Below are 18,621 nucleotides of genomic sequence, written 5' to 3'. Positions count from 1 at the left end.
CAAAACACCAAAATCAAAAACGATTTATTTTATATGATTCTTTTTAAATATTATCATCAGATGCCTGGCTATCAGATTATTGAATCTTACTGCCTTTTAAAGCCTGTACACTTAAATCTGACCCTACTATCATTAAATGCTCCGTACTTAAATTCAGCTTCACCGCACGCTTTGCTTTTAACCGGATGGTAAACAACGTTTCACTACCGTTTAAGGTCGGCTTTTCTCCTACATTAATAAAGGTCGGATACAGTACTTTGCTGCCATCCGTATGCAGGCGGTCATAGGTCAGATTTTCCATGGACGCCATATGCAAAGGTTGAACACCAATATAGTCAAAATCCTCTGCATTATACGGAATGGCAAAACTCAGTGCATTCACATTTTTCAGATCAACACCTTTAACCTGAATATTAACCACGTCGCCTTTTTGCAGGCTTTGCTTATCTGCCGTGATGGCAAGAGTGCCGTTTAAATCCTTAGGCTGATCAGAAGCCTTTATACCTCCTTCCAGCTGCGTTGCCACCACCGAGATATCATAAGCATCAATTAAATCATTTTTATTGATATCTCCTTTACTGATATAGCCTTCAAAATCCCCATCCCCTTTTCTTAAGCCCGTGTAATTCATATAGGATGTCAGGTCATTATGATCAATTTTATGATCATTATTGATGTCACCTGGCAGATAACTTTCTGAACCCGGCACTTTAAAGATATATAGCTCACGTCCGGAACCGAAATCACCCACGGCAGCCTCTACTGATAATTTGATATAACGGGCGGCAGGATGACTGCCAAAGCTATATTCCTTGGTCTTGTTATCTCTGTTCCAGCTCACTTCACCCGCTTCAGTCCAGTTATTTTTATCCTGACTGTAATAAATCCTGACTTTGGTAATAATCCCGTTCCTGCCGGAAATCCTGGGCAGGTATTGCAGTTTATCCAGTTCATTTACGCTGTTTAAATCGATGATCACATCAAAAGGAACGGCTTTCGCTTCATAATCCGTATGCCAGTCATCCCCCTCAGCAAAGTCAAACATTTTATCCACGCCCATACCTTCCTGCGGTGCAGCTGAAGCAACCGCACTGATGTTATGAATGGCAAACTCCAATGGATTCTTACCTGTTTTTTCGGTAAGGCTGGCCCAGCTGGACGCACCTGTTTTATTGACGCCTCTTACTTTAAAGTTGTAATTCGTTTCAGGGATCAACTGATCAAACAGAAACTGAGTGGTCTTTATATGCGTATACAACATCTGATTAAACTCGATTTCATAATAATCCGCATTACTCAAAGCGTCCCAGCTCAGCCCCAGACTGTAGGCCGTTTTATTACTATCCAGCACTTTCAGGCCAGTTGGCGGCTCAAGGCTACCCGTTTTTTGCAAGGCTTTATTGACACTTTCAAATTGATACCCGGTAATTTCCAGCAAAAGGGTCGTAGTCGTAATATCCGATTTGGCCGTTTTGACCAGCAGCTCAGGGTTTTTAATCATTTTCACCTGTTCAAAACTACTACCCTTGGTTGCAAACTGATTTAAATCGGGAGCGCTATTATAAAAATAAACATTGCTTCCTTTATTGAAATCAGACAAAGTCTTGACTTCAGTGAGTTTAACTTTTGATTTACCTTCTTTTAGCACCACTGATTTCGGTGCCCGGGTCAGGTTCACCCTAAACAGTGTGGCTTTATCCTTTACAAATCCATCGAAATCACCCCGGGTCGGAAGTACGCTGATCATAGCCCGATCTGCTGACTGTTCGGATTTGATAACAGTCGTTGCTCCCTGGCCTGCTTTATAGGCCTCTGTCGTACCATCGTCTTCATAGGCGGTGAATGAACTATTGCCATACGGATACACATCAAATATTCTGAGCGCTGTATTGATCTCATGCACGTTATTATTAGGATTAGCCATGGGGATAATAGCCCCTCTTTTTACAAATACAGGCAGTTTCCAGATCGGTGCATCAAAGCTGTTTAAAACAACATCTCCCGTATAAATGTCCCCGGTAAAATAATCCACCCACTGCCCTTTGGGCAAATAAATGTTATTGCGAATATCATTACCTAAGGCATCTGATTTGGTATCCTGGTAAATGGGCGCTACCAGAAAATTAGGCCCATACATAAACTGATACTGCGTTCTGCTGCCTTTTGTATAATCATTTGGATATTCCAGGAACATGGCTCTGACCATAGGCAGTTCTGATACCGCCTGATGAGCGATCGAGTAGGTATAAGGGATTAACTCAGATTTCAGTTTCAGGTAGGTACGATTAATGGAAGTTGTCGGCTCTCCCATGGCCTGCGGGTACTTTTCATTGGAACCCCAGCCATCCATATTCAGTTGCATGGGAGTAAAAGTCTTCCATTCAAAACCTCTGGCATTGACCACCGGGTTTTTACCCCCGAAAATACCATCCATATCGGAGGTTATATTAGGTTGCCCGGAAAGACCGGCACCTATAAAAGTAGGGATATGAAAACGAATATATTCCCAGTTGCCACCGGTCTGATCACCGGACCAGACTCCTGCGTAACGCTGCGTTCCTGCCCAGCCATCCAGTGAAATAATAAAAGGCCTGGCATCATGACCATAATAAGGTACAATATGTCCTACGTCTGCCACACCGTGCAACCCAAAGGAATATCCGGCGCCCACCCAGGCGACATCGGTTTTTAACACCCGTACACCGGCATCTCTTACTTCTTTTACAATATCCCTTTGCAAAAGCGCACTGATGCCTGCTTTTGGATGCAGATCAGACTGTGTCCAAAGTCCAATCTCGACTCCTTTTTTCCTGGCATAATCACCCAGAGACTTCAAATTGGCTATATTGCTATCCAGCGTGCTGGTCTGTCCATAGCCGGCACCATAACCGTCATTAGGCAATAACCAGCCCAGTGGCAGATCATTTTTTTGGTAACGGTCAATGACCGCTCTGGCGGAGAACTGGTAGTTTCCTTTTTCTCCATTTAAAGATTCTTTAATGCCGCCATTATCCTTTTGACTTTCTTTATATCGTTTACCGTCTTCAAATAAAATCCCTTTAGGATCTTCTTTCCAAAAATCTCTGTTATACGCGTTCAGATGACCTTCATAAAAGGCAAATTTCGGTAACAACACAGGATTTCCAGTCAGCTGGTAAAAGTCCTGCAATAATTTTGTAGCACCGTCATCTATCATAAAAAAGGCATCAAAATAATCGCTGTTGTGACTTAAGTGGACAATGCCCGGCGTTTTGGCCCCAAAATCATACACCCCCTGTGCAAACGTATAGAATAGCACGCCATAACCTTCTGTTGACCAGTAAAAAGGTGTCGGAGAGGCGACGCCGCCATCCGTCCAGCTATTTTGATTCTCAATGGAGATGCGACGGCCTTTATGAGAAAAACGGCCATTTTGCACACCGCCTCCATAATAATATTCATCCGGATTTTCTTTGACATCCAGACTTACTTTTCCCTTTGTAAATTCAATAGGATGCAAGGTCTGCAATACCGTCTTACCGGTCTTTTTACTGGTCACGGTAAATATGCTATTGCTTTTATTAAAGGTGAGACTTATTAATTCGGTGCTTAACTCAATAGAACTCCCCAGGTCCTTTACCATCAGTTTACCCGGATCTTTTCTGGGTTGATCCACCAAAATCTGGGCAGCCGGCTTTGCCTCCGGGTCATGAATAATACCACCTTCCATATCTTCAAATACCCTGAAAATATTTTGTCCGTAAAAGTCAACGGTTAACCGGCGATTATCTGTAAAAATCAATTGCACAGTCGTTGGGTTGATCTGTTCTACGGTCTTTATCTGATTGGCAATGCTATCCGCCTTTTCATAGATGGAGGGAACGTTTACCGTTGCTGTTGCAATCTGCCAGCTTCCGCCAGTGATTAAACAGGATAATAATAGTTTAGACAAAAATAAATGCTGAGGTCGCCTCTTCATGAGTATGGAATATGATAAATGTTTAATTATTAAAATGCAGTTCCTCTTAATATACTGGTCATCCCTTTCATAAAAAACAAGGACCGCACCTTGGTAAAAATAAAAAAGACAAAACAAAAAATAACAGATATTAGCAAAATACTACACATTCGTTTGCGTAATAACATCTGATAATCAATTATTTAAGTATAAATACAATCTATTTTACCTGTCCTGGAAGCCTGAACCCCCCTTCAATCAAGCTCATTTGTTCACTTAAGATGGAGCTGCTTCATTTAATTTTCGCATTATTTGCAAAAAATAATATGTAAAATTTATTACAAAGCGAGTCAAAGCCGTAGGTCGCAACCAAATGTTTTCGGTATTTTTACGATAGCAGGGTTGAGGGGCGGCCAGGTAAAAGCAGGCGCTGGCCAACAGTAAAACAGCTATTTAGTACAGGTTGGTTTAAAAGTATCGGTTATGGCTGGCCTGAGGACGACTAAACCCTTCAGAATATCTATTAAAAACCTATCTATGCGCTATTTGGGCCACATATCAATAAAGAGAGTAATAGCCCTGCTGTTTGTTTGCGTCATATGGCCATTATTATCCATCCTGTCCCTGAACATCGATAACATACCAGGTATAACCTCAAAAGTTACCCTTTGCAGCCTGCAGGCCCAAAGCCAGCCAAAACAAATCTCCTTACGGCAATATCTGCTGACAAGTAACCATCAACTGCAGGAAGATTCACTGTATTATTTTCAGAACCCTGAGGATTCCTCATTATACGGAGTCAAAAACAGGCAAGGGGAAATAATTATTCCGGCTAAGTCCCGCTTGTTTTTAAACTCCAAACTTGATGCTGCGATTATGGAGGGGTATATTGAACTTCCTGTCAGAAAATCACTTAGAAATTATAACGCTGAGGCAATTGCCATACCTATTCGCGAGGTTTATAACAGACAGGGAGCATTCCTATATCTGGCACAGTTCTTTGATAATGGCAGTGATTATTTTGAGCAGGGACTTCGAAGGTACGTAGATCATCAAAAAATGGGATTTGTTGACCGCGCAGGAAATATACAAATTGTTGCCCAGTGGGATTTTGTCACCCCTTTTCATTATGGTTATGCCAAGGTTTACACGGGTGGATGGAAAAGAAAAGTAGTTGACAAATCGGACGAACATTGGACCGTTCAGCCAACCAGCCAAGCGTCCACCAGCTATATTATTAACAAGGAAGGCAAACGGGTGTTTCCTGTAAAAACAGCGAATGGGCAGACGCATAATGATGCGCCCACATCAATAGCATCTGATAAAAACTACAAAAAAAAGTTCAACACGCCCAGGCCGGGCTGCATCATTGACGGACAGTTATACCCCTACCCTTTTCATTATAGCGAAAAAGAGCAACGCATCTACCATCAGATAAATCAAAATAAACAACTTAAACGTTATGTCAGTAAACATCTCTATAGTCATCCGTCGGATATACATTTTGAAATAGTTGAATCGCCCAGCCGGTATTTTCCATTTTATATACTGCAACCCTATAATGAAAGTACGTTATATGGTGATATGACTATATATGTAAATGTAAAGGGAGATACATTTTATCATTACGAATCATTTGATGAGTTACTGACCCCTTTACAGCAATGGCTACAAAAACCTTCCGCTTTCTAAATTTATTATTTGGCTAGCCTGAATCCGATCAAAGCCGGATTACCATTCAATATTTACGGCTTGGTTCAAGCATCAGGGATAGTGTTCGACAAAAGAAATAGGAAAACAAATAAGGCTTTCAACAGCTTGCTGAAAATATGAAAATTAGTTATAACTTGGCTTTAACCTTTACTTCATCCATCAGCAACTAAAAAAAAATGACAATCATATCCGTCAAACACACGCTTCCCCTTTTATCCATTTTGTCCTATTTGTCATTTTTGACCCTTACGTTTACTGGCTGTAAAAATAAAAAACCACCTGAATTTAATTATCAGTTGAGCCTTCAGATGCAGGAATCCATCACCCGCAATAACCGAACCTTATCCTTTTATTTTTACTCAGATAGTTTTAAAGAAAAAGCAGGCTTTAAGCTGGAAGCAAAATTGGTAAAAAATAAAAAACGTATTTCCATAAAACTCTTTAACCTGCCTAAGTCCCCGCCTTCCATTACTCCACTAGAGACTACGGTCCGTCTGGATAACCTGACAAAAGGTTAATATCAGGTATGCATCCTGTTCCACCATGCGACCATAAAAGGAAATTTAGCAGTAAGTGACTCCAGCTATCAATTATTATTAGGCAAAAATCAGGCAATCACCGTTACCTACCCCCAATTAAATAAAATCCCTTTAAACTCCATTTTTGGCAATATCCACTACTATTCCACATCCGATATAAAATTAGTCAATGAATTTATAGCCGCTTTAAAAACAATAGGAGCTCAACCCCAATTATATAAGCCGGGATATTACAGGTTTTTTACAATTGCCGATAAAGGGACAATCGAACAAAAAAATGATCCCGGTTATTTTTATACAAAAAATTTCATTTATCAATATGCCGGCGACAAAGAGCGATTAAAAGAACTGATTAAAAGATATGCATTCAATTATACGACGAAGATGCTGATTACGCTCCGGACATTTGATGGTACCACCTATAATTTATGGAATTTTGAATAACAAATTCCTGTAAAATTAGTCATAACGCTTCAACAGACCAGCCATATATCCTTTATGAAAAAATTGGATTCCAATAAAACTTGAAATCCAATTCTATCCTATTACAGTCTATTTATCCGGGCAATAAGAAAGCCTATTGTCAACTAATCTATGCCTGCACCGTTTTAACCCATTTTTCAAAAGCCTCCACAAACGAAACAAGCGTATCTTTCAGGCTGTCTGAGGTTATCTCAGCCTGCTCATTAATGGATGAATTTATTTTAGCTAAATAGCTTTCCGGTTGCTGCATGGGAAACACATTTAAAAAAACCAGAGATTGACGCAGATGGTGGTTCGCTCCAAAGCCACCGTAAATACCCGGGGAATCACTGATGATCGCACCTGGCTTAGAGGACCATACGCTATGCCCGTAGGGCCTGCTTCCCACATCCAGCGCATTTTTCAGCACCGCAGGAACAGACCGGTTATATTCTGGTGTTATAAAAATAAAACCGTCCAAAAGCTTTACCGCATCCCGAAACCTGGTATAGGAATCCGGGACCGGACCATGATCATCAAAATCCTGGTTATAAAGGGGCAGGTCTCCGATTTCAATCATTTTATAACTAAATACTTCAGAGGATAACCCCTCTATAAAATGTGCCAACACTTTGGAATAAGAACCCTTTCTAAGACTTCCTACAAAAAGTCCGATCTTTTTTTCACTCATGGTCTTCAGTTTTTATTTGTTTTTACGAATGTCAATATCTTTTTAAGCCACCGTGCATTTACGGCAAGGGGAGTTTTACTCTGAATGCCGTGTAGGGATATTCAGTTTTGTCTATTCCTTTATTCCAGGCAGGCTGCCTTTGCAGCTGTGAACATGAAATATACAAATACCCATCTCCACCTATTCCCATGGAGTCCGGCCATAATAAGTTTTTATCTTTAACCAGCACCCTAATCTGTCCATCTGGCCTCAGGTATCTGATGGAATAAGTTTCAGAATTTGTCAGATAGATATTTCCATTATCATCAGCGATGAGCCCATGCGTAACCCCTACATCTCCCATATTTTCCACCTTAGCCGCTAGTGCGCTTTCTGACAATGTACTATCCGTTAAATACCTGGTTTCTATTCTGAAAAGCGCATTTTTATTAATCGGTTTAAAATAAAAATATTTCCCGTCACGGGTCAGTGCAATCCCATTTACGTCAGAGCTAAAAGGATGACCGTTTTGGTCCACCATGTCTTTTCCATCATATTTGAGCACGATATCACCTGCTACAGTAAAAGGAGATTTGGTAAGCACCGTTCTTAGATTACCGCTTCGGAGATCCAGTACAACAATGGCAGCCTGACCCGGATCCGATAAATAAGCCATTTGTTTTTTAGTATCCACCCGAACATCGTTGAGTGCGGAGTGGGCTTTATCCAGTCCTTGAAAATCATAGACCCGCTCTACCTGTTTTGTCTTTGTATTAATCTTAATCAGGGCAAAATGGCCGGTCTTGTCATGGCTGGATGCCGATTTAAAGATATCTCCGTCCGGAGCAGGTTTTGAGTCCAGCACCCATAAATTATCCTGATTATCGACATATAGATCCTGGATCCTTACGAAATGCCCCTTTTTATTACCTTGCAGCCCCTTCGTATTCCAGACTTTATCAGGATACGGTTTCCGTTTTCCGTTTTCAACCTCCAACAGAGCATTATCTCCCGCTCCGTCATAACCGGGAAAAGACACAAATATGCTGTTTTTGCTGTTAACGCTAAGACCGATGGCCATATGCTTTCCAAAGGAAGCAACCGGCTCCAGCACATTTTCGCTTTTACTTTGTGCCTGTAGTAAACTAACAGATAAAATAAACAGCCCGTACATGAAAACGACTTTGGCGACCTTTATTCTGACTGATTGATCTTTTATAAGATTGCGCATATCAAATCCTTTTTATAAGCCAATGAAAAAGCGAATACCGAGCCCCTTATAAAGATACTGGAAAAACACACAGCAAATCATTTGGCTAAAGTAAATTAGGGATTTATAAACAAGCCATTCCCTTGCATTTCATGCATCGGAAAAGGATAGCCCTGTAATTACAATAAAATACTGAATATTTCTTAATTTTAGCGTATTGTTCATTGCATAAGGATGCTTTACCTGGTTTCTTAAAAACATCTTTAGCTTATATTCAAATGGAATAAATGGATGCACAAAAAAGCAATCAACAGCAGCCAACCCCACAAATCACTAATAAAAAACCACCCGTTAGCGACCATCTGGCTAATGAACGCACCTTTCTTGCCTGGGTCAGAACAAGCATTGGGATTATGGGCTTTGGTTTTGTGGTTGTAAAATTTTCTTTATTTGTAAGGCAGATTTCCATTGCTTTAAATGCCACAAGCAATTTACCTCCCAGTAGCGGCTACTCCCAATTCATTGGCCTGTTTTTAGTAGCCATGGGAGGTATTGTACTAGGGGTTGCCTATCTGAGATATCAGAAGACCAAAAGGCAGATTCAGCAGGGAGACTATTATCATTCCGACCTGCTCATAAAACTAAGTACCGCTATGATTTTTGTAGCCTGTGTTTTTCTCATTGCCTACCTGTACTGGAACCTGAGCTTTTCAAAATAAACAGCCGTTGTCGCAACAAATAACTCTAAGAACTTAGAAATGTATATTATGTGTATTTTTAATCTCTGACATAACAAAAGTACTGTGTGTGCTGCCTATACTGGTTACTGACCCCAGTTTATTGAAGACAAAATCCTGATAATGCTTCATATCCCTGGCATATACCTTTAAGATAAAGTCGTAATCACCGGATATGTTATAACACTCCACCACTTCATCAATTTCCATGATATCGGCCACAAAATGGTGGCCAATATCCTTATTATGCTGTTTTAGTTTGATATTACAAAAAACCATAAAACCCTGATTGAATTTCTCCGCGTCCAGAATAGCAATATATTTCTTTATATAGCCTTGGTTCTCGAGTCTTTTTATTCTTTCGAAAACAGGTGAAGCGGATAAATTGACCATCTGAGCCAGTTCCTTATTGGTATATTTTGCATTGCTGGCCAGAATCCGTAAAAGCTGTAAATCGGTTGGATCTAAATCATTCATAGAAAAAAATTCTTTTATAGCCACAAAAATAAAGCTTTACCGGAATATTCATCCAACATAATTTAATTTATAAGAATAAATAACCAAATATTAAAAAAAGAGAAGTTTTTTTATCCAGCAAAGTACCTTTACACAGTTTTATAGCTTTGATTAAAATTACCGGTTGAATGAAGCCAAGCAGCAAGTCCGCTAACATCCGGTTACCTTTTTAATCCATTGATTCTCTATTAAATAACGATAAATAATGCTAACACAAATCCTAGGTTACCCAAGAATCGGTGGCCAAAGACAACTCAAAAAGGCCTCCGAAAAATTCTGGGCGGGCAAAATCACTTTGGCAGAGCTGAAGGATACAGCCGACAGTATCAGAGAAGAAAACTGGCAGACACAATTAACTGCAGGCATTGATCTGATTGCTTGCAATGATTTTAGTTTTTATGATCAGATGCTCGATGCGAGTTTGTTATTCGGAGCTGTTCCGGCCCGCTACAATGAACTACTGGCTGATCAGTCAGAAGAAGGAAAAATAGCCCTTTATTTTGCGATGGCCCGCGGTTACCAGAAAAACGGTCTGGATATCACAGCTATGGAAATGACTAAATGGCTGGATACCAACTATCATTATATCGTTCCTGAATTCACAAAGGATCAAAAATTTGCTTTGTCTAATGAAAATATATTCGAAGCATTTGAAAGCGCTAAAAAAACATTAGGCGAAAAGGCCAAACCTGTTTTAATTGGTCCCGCCAGCTATTTAATATTAGGTAAGGAAAAAGAGGCCGGTTTTGAAAGAATTGACCTCATTGAAAACCTAACAGATGTTTACATCCAGATTCTTAGTCGCCTTCAGCAAGCAGGAGCCACCTGGATCCAACTAGATGAGCCTAGCCTGGCCTTGGATCTTACCGCAAAAGAAAAGTCTGCTATCCAATATGCTTATCAGAAAATAGCGGAAAGCCTGCCGGAATTAAAAATTGTTATCGCTACTTATTTTGACGCCTTACTTGACAATACAGAACTGGCAGTTGCACTGCCCGTAACAGCCCTCCATATTGATTTAGTCCGTGCACCTCAGCAACTTGAAACAGTTCTTTCTCAAATCCCTGCAAGTTTGAGCTTATCACTGGGTGTGGTAGATGGGCGTAACGTCTGGAAAAATAATTATAAAGCATCGCTCGAACTCATTAACAAAGCAGTGGAGACAATTGGAGAAGAGCGCATTATTATTGCGCCATCCTGCTCATTATTACATAGTCCGATTGATTTGGATTTAGAAACATCCATCGATCCGGAAATTAAAAACTGGATGGCATTTGCCAAGCAAAAACTTTCGGAAGTAGCTGAATTAAAAGAAATTGTAAAAGGAAACACAGCCCTTTTAGACGTTAATACCGCTGCAATGAATGCCCGGAAATCTTCTAATAAGGTACACAAACAAGCCGTCAAAGACCGTCTCGCTGCCATTACGGATAAGGATGCGAACCGTAACAGTCCTTTTGCCGTCCGCCAGAAACTCCATCATGCCCGCTTTCAGTTTCCCAGCTTCCCGACAACCACGATTGGATCTTTCCCGCAGACCGATGATATCCGTCAATTACGTGCTCAGTTCAGAAAAGGAATTCTGACCGAGCAGCAATACGAAGCAGCCATTGAAGCGGCTACTACGGAAGTCATCAAATGGCAAGAGGAAATTGGACTGGACGTTCTGGTTCACGGCGAATTCGAACGTAACGATATGGTGGAATACTTTGGAGAACAACTCGATGGATTCTTATTTACAAAAAACGGTTGGGTTCAAAGCTATGGCAGCCGTTGCGTTAAACCGCCCGTCATTTACGGAGACGTCAGCCGTCCACATGACATGACTGTCCGTTGGATCAGCTACGCTGCCACCCAGACAGATAAGCCGATGAAAGGAATGTTGACAGGACCTGTAACCATCCTGCAATGGTCTTTTGTTCGGGACGACCAGCCTCGTGAGACGACTACCAACCAAATCGCGCTGGCGATCAGGGATGAAGTCCTGGCACTGGAAAAAGCAGGGATTGGCATCATCCAAATTGATGAGGCAGCTATCCGGGAAGGCTTACCGCTTAGAAAAGCAGCCCACGGTTCTTATTTAAACTGGGCAGTGAAAGCATTTCGCATTACGGCCAGTGGCGTACAGGATGCCACACAGATTCATACGCACATGTGTTATAGTGAATTCAATAATATCATTGAACATATTGCAGCCATGGATGCTGATGTCATTACCATAGAAACCTCCAGAAGCCAGATGGAACTTTTAGAAGCTTTTGCAAACTTTAAGTATCCAAATGAAATCGGACCAGGTGTGTATGACATTCATTCTCCCAGGGTCCCTACCACTGAGGAAATGACCGCATTACTGCGAAAAGCAACTAATTTGTTACCAGCACGTAATCTATGGGTAAACCCGGACTGCGGCCTGAAAACCAGAAAATGGCCTGAAACCAAAGCAGCCTTAATCAATATGGTGGCTGCCGCAGGTCAAATTAGAGAAGAAATAAGCGTCGAAGCTGTCTTATAATTTTATATATTTGGGCACCCAGAATTATATTTGAATTTTCCGGGTGCCCTTTTATCAGAATGATCCTGTTATTCCGGCAAAAGGGCTAAAAAAGAACAAGCATTAGTAAAAGGGTATATGTTTTTAGATAAAATCAAATCAGGCCAGTCAGGCATATTAACCTACGGCATTACACCGCCTAAAGAAGGCACAACTCCAGAAAAAGTCCAGGAAATCGCAGAAAAAACGATGGCCAGGATTATTCCACTGGATATCGATGCCCTGGTTGTATACGATGTACAGGATGAATCTGCCCGCACTGCGGCAGAGCGTCCCTTTCCTTTTATGAATGCGCTGGATCCTTTTCAATTCTCAAAGGATTACCTGCAGCGTATTACAGCACCCAAAATCATCTACAGGCCCGCTGGAAAATTCAGTGCGGCTGAATTAACCGATTGGCTGGCAGATATCCATAGCCACCAATTTCATCCGGTCTTTGTTGGTGTACCTGCTGCAGATTTTGAAGTTAAAATTACACTCGCAGAAGCCTATCAGCTATGGCAACAATATAAGGATAACTCAGTTTTAGGTGCGGTTACCATTCCGGAGAGACATGCAGTTCTTAAAGATGAGGATAAACGCATACTGGAGAAAGCTAAAGGCGGCGTTTCATTTTTTATCACTCAGTGTGTCTTTAATCTGGACTACGCAAAAAAAATGGTGGAAGACCTTTGCCAGACCTGTACCGAGCAAGGCATCCCTGCTCCTGCCCTGATTTTTACCCTGACAGCCTGTGGTTCCGTAAAAACACTTCGGTTCATGGAATGGTTAGGCATCCATATACCAGATGCACTTAAAGAACAATTGGTGGCATCGGATAATATGCTGGAGGACTCCCTTAAAGCCTGTCTGGACAATGCGGCGGAACTTATCGCCTTCTGTTCTGCCAAATGTGTTCCCTTTGGCTTTAATATAGAAAGTCTGGCTATCCGCAAAGATGAGATTCAGGCCTCTATTGACCTGGTAAGTAAAATAGGTGCCATGCTAAACAGGCCTAATAACAATGCCACGGCAGCGGTACTAACGACATCTAAAGAAAATTAGTAATAGATCAGGCGCTGGAGAGAATATGAAAACAGCCCGAATAAATCTTATTAAAAGCAGTAGCAGGTTCTATACAAAGCCTGCTATTTTTTTTGAGCTATAATAGCCACGGCTTCAATATCATTCGCATGCCTTCGGAACATTTCCCGGATATACAAAACACGCCGGCGTATCTTAGCATGGGTCAATACTTTTAAAATAATTTTTAAGGTCCTGCCTAGTCCTTCATCCTGAATCATTCTTTTCAGTTCTAACAATGCCATTGGGCTGGTGGCTGTTTTTATCACGTTAAACCCTACTGCTTCCAATAATTTCTTCCACTCAGTAAGTGTCAGCGGATGTGCATGTACCCGCATATTAGCGCCCAGATCTTTAAAAATCTTCTTCTTATCTATGTCGCTTATATCATCGGGTTGAACACAAAGTTCATGAATGCCATAATAGCCTCCCTGTTTTAATATTCTGGCGGCTTCCTGGATAATTTCCTGTTTGATAGCAATGGGATGCATGGTAAGCATAGCCTCCCCGTACACTTTACTGGCATAGTTATCAGGTAGTCCAGTCTTAGCAGCATCTCCAATCACCATGTTTGCTCTGTCAAAATGAATATGCTTTTTAGCGGCAGCCACCGCCTGTTCATTTCTATCCACCCCTGTATAGGTCCTTGGGTTTTGCAGACAGGCAATACTTGCGGTAAGGCCAAGGCCAGGAGCCAATTCCACCACGTCGTCCTCCGGTCCTATCTCCATAGATTCCATCAGCACTTTTGTTAGTTCAATGCCACCAGGACGAAGGACCCGTTTACCCAGTTTTGCCAGCATCCAATGACCCTGTTTCTCATTAAAAGTCTCCTCAGTATTCATTTTCGTTGATTTATAACTCTGTAGTCTAATGGAAGATCTTCAAGTTATGCCGCCTAAAGTTAGCACCCTTATTGCATTAAACCATCACCACTTCACTATCTTCCGGTCAAGTGTCTGCCCACCTCATTAGATATATATAAAAAATTATACATTCATATTATAATTATATAAGATTACCGCAAAGGCCTTTGATTCAACAGAGATATTTTATTGAAAATGGGCTAAATTTGATCATTATTGCATGATCACGGACTTTCAAAAATTTGCCTATGCGCAGTCTTTTATCCCCTATAAAATTCCACTTCCTTTCGCTACTACTGTTGTGTTTATTGCATTTTGCCGTCACGGGGCAGACATTGCGTGTGGCAGTTGCAGCCAATGCCCAATTTGTGGCAGACTCCTTAAAAGAAGTATACCAGAAGAACCATCCGGTTAAAATCGATTTAATTGTGGGCTCGTCCGGTAAGCTGACCGCTCAGATTACCAATGGAGCTCCTTATGATATATTTCTTTCAGCCGATATGACTTATCCCGAAAACATATATAAGGCGGGTGCGGCCCTCACCAAAAACAGAGAATACGCTGCAGGGAAACTCGTGGTTTGGACGCTCAAAAAAGATGGGATTAGCCATTTAAATGATTTACAATCCAGTAGCATTCAAACGATAGCTGTAGCCAATCCTAAACTGGCCCCCTATGGAATAGCTACTATCACAGCACTCAAAAAACTTGGGCTCTATGAGGCTGTAAAATCTAAGATCGTATATGCAGAAAGTATCTCCCAGGTAAATCAATATTTACTTACCGGGGCCGCAGATCTTGCCTTTACAGCCAAGTCTATTGTGAGAAGTCCTGAATACCTTCATAAAGGTTATTGGACAGAGGTTCCGGCAAATCTATACCAGCCTATTGAACAAGGCGTTATCCTACTTAAGCATGCAAAGCAAAGCAACCTTAAGGCAGCCCAGGAATTCTACCAGTTCTTGTTTAGCCCTGCAGCCAAAGCCATCTTTGAATATTTTGGTTATCAGGTACGGTAAAATAAAACACTACAATAATGGGATTTGATTTTCAGCCTTTATTATTAAGTCTAGAATTGTCGCTGATAACGACTGTTCTACTACTCATAATAGGAATACCTCTGGCCAACTTCCTCGCCTTTAGTTCATTTAAAGGCAAATCCGCGGTGGAGGCGCTCATTAGTCTGCCTTTGGTCTTACCACCATCTGTTTTAGGCTTCTATTTATTGGTCGCCTTTAGCCCCAATAATTATCTCGGTCATTTTTTGGAACAATATTTTAATCTACGTCTGGTGTTTTCATTTCCAGGCTTAGTGGTTGGTTCACTTATCTACAGCCTGCCTTTTATGATTCATCCGCTGCAGGCCGGCCTCCAGACCCTGCCTCCTAATTTAAAAGCGGCATCCTATACGCTGGGCAAGGGCAAAAGAGAAACCTTGTTTAAGGTGTTGTTACCCAATATCAGACCAGCACTTATTACAGGTATGGTACTCACCTTTGCCCATACTTTAGGCGAATTTGGAGTGGTACTCATGATAGGCGGCAATCTGAATGGCAGAACAAGAGTCGCTTCCATTGCGATTTACGATTCAGTAGAATCCCTGGATTTTCGTGCGGCACATATTTATTCCTTAATTCTCATTCTTATTTCATTTATCATCTTACTGGTTACATATAGTCTCAATAAAAAATTATTCAATAAAAGCATCCCCATATGATTGAGATCGCTATTGAAAAAAACTTACGTATTAGCGAGACAGTCCACAAGCTTTCCTCAGCGCTCAGCATTTTACCAGGAGAAAAGGTAATCCTCTACGGCAAATCCGGATCAGGAAAAACCAGCCTGCTTAAAATGATAGCTGGCTTAATTCGTCCGGATACTGGAAGTATTATGGTAGCGGGAGAACCTTGGTTCAATCATTCAGCTAAAATAAATATACCCATCCAGGAACGAAACATTGGTTTTGTCTTTCAGGATCTGGCATTGTTTCCGCATATGACAGTCATGCAACATCTAATATATGCTTCGGGGAAACAAAAAGATTATCGATATTTAGAGGACTTACTGAACTTAACTGACTTAAAAAGTTTTATCCTACAAAAACCAGGGCAACTATCCGGCGGACAGCAGCAGCGTCTGGCTATTATTAGGGCACTGGCCAGAAAACCAAAAATACTGATGCTAGATGAGCCTTTTGCGGCATTAGATTCAAATTTAAAAAGCGATCTCAGAAGAGAATTAAGCATATTACAGAAAAAACAAAATTTCACCTTATTTCTGGCCTCTCACGACAAAGAAGATATGGATGGATTTGCCCATAAATATATTGAAATCAGAGAGGGGAAAGCTATTCCAAAAGCTCATGGATTCGATCGCTACTCTGCGGCCCCTTCTGTATCCAACAAGGTTGATCTCACTATAGGCCGCAGTTCACATATTACTGAGGAAAGGATCAGTTATTTTGGAACCGTTGAGAAGATCCAGCGCATGGAAAACGGGGTTCTATTTTTCATTGAATTAGGCGATCAGTCTTTAAAAATACCGGTGGATACAACTACCGCTAAACAGTTCAAGCCCGGAGACCCAATAAATATTTCCTCGCAAAACGGGCAAATATTACTATTACCAGTCTTTTAAGCTAACACGCAGCCGCACTAGTTAAAACCAACACCAGAAAACTCCTTTTATAAGAACTATCCATTGCCAGGAAAAGGGATTATACAAATCTCGGCGTTTCTGATTCACCTTTATGTTCAAACAGGCATCACCTGGAAGTCAACTATCATTTCTTGCATAAAACCGCTAAACATAATTCTGAAATTACCTATCTATTTATAGATAAAATAAATTATTTTCATAGCCAAATTTAAACGGGGGGCTTTTATTTACTAAATATTTTTTATTATATGGAAGAAATCATCAAATCCCTAAACAACCTTTCAACGCTTGATGATAAGGCCAGAATTGATTTAAAAAATGCACTCCACCTTAAGGTATTTACAAAGGGCAGCTTTATCCTTAAAGAAGAAATGATTTGCAGGCACTTTTACTTTATTCAACAAGGTTTAATCAAGTTATATTCCTTTAAAGATGATAAAGAATTTGTGCAAAAATTCTTCGTTGAGAATATGATTTTTACAGAGCCTAACAGCTATCTGAAACAGCGTCCTACAATTTATATAGCGATAGCACTTGAGGATACCATTACCTATACGCTCACCAAAAACGACATTGATAATCTTAGCAAAAAACATCATTCAATAGAACGGTTATTTAGCAAAATATATCAGCAAGCCATGCTGGAGATGATGGACCGAATCAGCGAAATGATGGAAGAAGACGCGAGTGCCCGTTACCATAAATTTACAAGAGAACGACACTATCTTCTGCAAAGAATTACCCTGGGAGATCTTGCCGGATATATTGGGATTACGCAAGGATCTTTAAGCAGAATACGTGCACAGAAACTTTAACCATCTAAGTATTATCCAATTATTATCCATAAACACACAAAATTTTTAATATCCCTTTTCCTAAAACTACCTGACAGCCAATATTATCCTTATATCCATCACACGCCGGTGTTGTTTTAAAAAATAGCGATAATTCCAATCAATGAGCAGGTTGTCATTTTTTACCATTTGTGAAAAAAAATATTACCGCATCCGGATAGCTTTGCTCTATCATTTAAAAAAATAAACAGTATGGAAACAAGAATGAAAAATCCAGCCCTGATTTTGGGGGCAAACCCTGCTATCCAAACTTTAATGGGAACGATCTACCAAAGTGGAATATCACTGGAACTGTTAGAATATGTAGGGTTGCGGGTTGGGCAGTTAAATAACTGCGAACTCTGTATTGGCGAATCGCTGGTAAGGGCCAAAAATAATGTCGTCACCAGGAACCGCATTGAATATGTCCTGACCTGGCAGACATCAGATGCATTTGACGAGGCTGAAAAGACTGCGTTGGAACTCACTGAAGCAATTACAAAATTGGAACATAAATACGAATCCGTTTCTGAAGTGTTATGGAAACGAACGGAACAATTCTTCAATGAAAAAGAAAGAGCTGCCCTTGTAATGTTTATTTCCGTGATGAATATGTTTACCCGTATTAATGTTGCTACTTTGCAATTAACAGCAGAGTGGGCATAATCCCGGAAATGAGCAAACACTCCCATTCAATTAACGGAAGCCAATTATAGTATACCGCAACAAAACAAAAATGGGCCACTTTATTGGGTCACGGCCTTGGTCCGGTGAGACTGTCAAAAATATTGTGTAAACAGAAAATTTAAAGTCGGCATCTGTCCTCAAATATAGTCAAAAACTGGTGGAGTATGTACCCCCAATTTT

15 protein-coding genes are annotated in these 18,621 nt (G+C 40.7%); 10 read left to right on the top strand and 5 right to left on the bottom strand.

The genetic code is table 11. From position 1 onward, the window contains the following. Positions 1 to 76: 76 nt before the first annotated feature. A complete protein-coding gene (locus BLU80_RS08195) occupies positions 77 to 3,958 on the bottom strand; it encodes a TIM-barrel domain-containing protein (protein WP_091396457.1) in 3,882 nt (1,293 codons plus the stop codon). 516 nt (positions 3,959 to 4,474) lie between these two features. Between BLU80_RS08195 and BLU80_RS08190 the strand changes: the two genes are divergently transcribed. Then, complete coding sequence (locus BLU80_RS08190) at positions 4,475 to 5,629, top strand: WG repeat-containing protein (RefSeq protein ID WP_139188108.1); 1,155 nt, start codon at positions 4,475 to 4,477, stop codon at positions 5,627 to 5,629. Positions 5,630 to 5,826: 197 nt separating this feature from the next. Further along, positions 5,827 to 6,168, top strand: a complete 342-nt coding sequence (locus BLU80_RS08185) for a hypothetical protein (RefSeq protein ID WP_091396453.1) — start codon at positions 5,827 to 5,829, stop codon at positions 6,166 to 6,168. 613 nt (positions 6,169 to 6,781) lie between these two features. Here BLU80_RS08185 and BLU80_RS08180 read toward each other — a convergent pair. Then, positions 6,782 to 7,342, bottom strand: coding sequence for an NADPH-dependent FMN reductase (locus BLU80_RS08180; protein WP_091396450.1), 561 nt, complete (start codon positions 7,340 to 7,342; stop codon positions 6,782 to 6,784). Between the two features lie 58 nt (positions 7,343 to 7,400). Next, positions 7,401 to 8,552, bottom strand: coding sequence for an SMP-30/gluconolactonase/LRE family protein (locus BLU80_RS08175; RefSeq protein ID WP_211481795.1), 1,152 nt, complete (start codon positions 8,550 to 8,552; stop codon positions 7,401 to 7,403). Positions 8,553 to 8,818: 266 nt separating this feature from the next. On the opposite strand from BLU80_RS08175, the gene BLU80_RS08170 reads away from it, so the two are divergent. Next, positions 8,819 to 9,250: a YidH family protein gene (locus tag BLU80_RS08170; protein WP_091396447.1), complete on the top strand. Its 432-nt coding sequence runs from the start codon at positions 8,819 to 8,821 to the stop codon at positions 9,248 to 9,250. A gap of 33 nt (positions 9,251 to 9,283) precedes the next feature. On the opposite strand, the gene BLU80_RS08165 is transcribed toward BLU80_RS08170, so the two are convergent. After that, positions 9,284 to 9,745, bottom strand: coding sequence for an Lrp/AsnC family transcriptional regulator (locus BLU80_RS08165; protein WP_091396445.1), 462 nt, complete (start codon positions 9,743 to 9,745; stop codon positions 9,284 to 9,286). A 244-nt stretch (positions 9,746 to 9,989) separates the two neighbouring features. Here BLU80_RS08165 and metE point away from each other — a divergent pair, with 244 nt between their 5' ends. Further along, positions 9,990 to 12,296, top strand: a complete 2,307-nt coding sequence (gene metE / locus BLU80_RS08160) for a 5-methyltetrahydropteroyltriglutamate--homocysteine S-methyltransferase (protein WP_170831181.1) — start codon at positions 9,990 to 9,992, stop codon at positions 12,294 to 12,296. 117 nt (positions 12,297 to 12,413) lie between these two features. Continuing rightward, complete coding sequence (locus BLU80_RS08155; protein WP_091396440.1) at positions 12,414 to 13,379, top strand: methylenetetrahydrofolate reductase; 966 nt, start codon at positions 12,414 to 12,416, stop codon at positions 13,377 to 13,379. Positions 13,380 to 13,462: 83 nt separating this feature from the next. Here BLU80_RS08155 and BLU80_RS08150 read toward each other — a convergent pair whose 3' ends face one another. Further along, entirely contained in the window at positions 13,463 to 14,242 is a 780-nt protein-coding gene (locus BLU80_RS08150; RefSeq protein ID WP_091396439.1) for a class I SAM-dependent methyltransferase, read from the bottom strand. A 269-nt stretch (positions 14,243 to 14,511) separates the two neighbouring features. Between BLU80_RS08150 and modA the strand changes: the two genes are divergently transcribed. From modA to BLU80_RS08125, 5 genes are all read left to right on the top strand, one after another. After that, on the top strand, positions 14,512 to 15,282 hold the full coding sequence (modA, locus tag BLU80_RS08145; RefSeq protein WP_091396436.1) for a molybdate ABC transporter substrate-binding protein: 771 nt from the start codon (positions 14,512 to 14,514) through the stop codon (positions 15,280 to 15,282). 17 nt (positions 15,283 to 15,299) lie between these two features. Further along, on the top strand, positions 15,300 to 15,980 hold the full coding sequence (gene modB, locus BLU80_RS08140; RefSeq protein ID WP_091396433.1) for a molybdate ABC transporter permease subunit: 681 nt from the start codon (positions 15,300 to 15,302) through the stop codon (positions 15,978 to 15,980). After that, a complete protein-coding gene (locus BLU80_RS08135; RefSeq protein ID WP_091396431.1) occupies positions 15,977 to 16,900 on the top strand; it encodes a sulfate/molybdate ABC transporter ATP-binding protein in 924 nt (307 codons plus the stop codon). The genes modB and BLU80_RS08135 overlap by 4 nt, the downstream gene beginning before the upstream one ends. A gap of 269 nt (positions 16,901 to 17,169) precedes the next feature. Beyond that, complete coding sequence (locus BLU80_RS08130; RefSeq protein WP_091396428.1) at positions 17,170 to 17,736, top strand: Crp/Fnr family transcriptional regulator; 567 nt, start codon at positions 17,170 to 17,172, stop codon at positions 17,734 to 17,736. 231 nt (positions 17,737 to 17,967) lie between these two features. Next, complete coding sequence (locus BLU80_RS08125; protein ID WP_091396425.1) at positions 17,968 to 18,420, top strand: carboxymuconolactone decarboxylase family protein; 453 nt, start codon at positions 17,968 to 17,970, stop codon at positions 18,418 to 18,420. Positions 18,421 to 18,621 lie beyond the last annotated feature (201 nt).

This window comes from Arachidicoccus rhizosphaerae, assembly GCF_900107765.1.
Taxonomy (GTDB): Bacteria; Bacteroidota; Bacteroidia; order Chitinophagales; family Chitinophagaceae; genus Arachidicoccus; species Arachidicoccus rhizosphaerae.
Note: the sequence above shows the minus strand (reverse complement) of the source record. Positions and strands in the feature narration are given on the sequence as shown.

Coding starts and splice junctions, on each gene's coding strand:
- modB (WP_091396433.1), top strand. CDS start 15,300: ATGGGATTTGATTTTCAGCCTTTATTATTAAGTCTAGAATTGTCGCTG.
- metE (WP_170831181.1), top strand. CDS start 9,990: ATGCTAACACAAATCCTAGGTTACCCAAGAATCGGTGGCCAAAGACAA.
- BLU80_RS08190 (WP_139188108.1), top strand. CDS start 4,475: ATGCGCTATTTGGGCCACATATCAATAAAGAGAGTAATAGCCCTGCTG.
- BLU80_RS08125 (WP_091396425.1), top strand. CDS start 17,968: ATGGAAACAAGAATGAAAAATCCAGCCCTGATTTTGGGGGCAAACCCT.
- modA (WP_091396436.1), top strand. CDS start 14,512: ATGCGCAGTCTTTTATCCCCTATAAAATTCCACTTCCTTTCGCTACTA.
- BLU80_RS08185 (WP_091396453.1), top strand. CDS start 5,827: ATGACAATCATATCCGTCAAACACACGCTTCCCCTTTTATCCATTTTG.
- BLU80_RS08150 (WP_091396439.1), bottom strand. CDS start 14,242: ATGAATACTGAGGAGACTTTTAATGAGAAACAGGGTCATTGGATGCTG.
- BLU80_RS08130 (WP_091396428.1), top strand. CDS start 17,170: ATGGAAGAAATCATCAAATCCCTAAACAACCTTTCAACGCTTGATGAT.
- BLU80_RS08195 (WP_091396457.1), bottom strand. CDS start 3,958: ATGAAGAGGCGACCTCAGCATTTATTTTTGTCTAAACTATTATTATCC.
- BLU80_RS08175 (WP_211481795.1), bottom strand. CDS start 8,552: ATGCGCAATCTTATAAAAGATCAATCAGTCAGAATAAAGGTCGCCAAA.
- BLU80_RS08170 (WP_091396447.1), top strand. CDS start 8,819: ATGGATGCACAAAAAAGCAATCAACAGCAGCCAACCCCACAAATCACT.
- BLU80_RS08165 (WP_091396445.1), bottom strand. CDS start 9,745: ATGAATGATTTAGATCCAACCGATTTACAGCTTTTACGGATTCTGGCC.
- BLU80_RS08135 (WP_091396431.1), top strand. CDS start 15,977: ATGATTGAGATCGCTATTGAAAAAAACTTACGTATTAGCGAGACAGTC.
- BLU80_RS08180 (WP_091396450.1), bottom strand. CDS start 7,342: ATGAGTGAAAAAAAGATCGGACTTTTTGTAGGAAGTCTTAGAAAGGGT.
- BLU80_RS08155 (WP_091396440.1), top strand. CDS start 12,414: ATGTTTTTAGATAAAATCAAATCAGGCCAGTCAGGCATATTAACCTAC.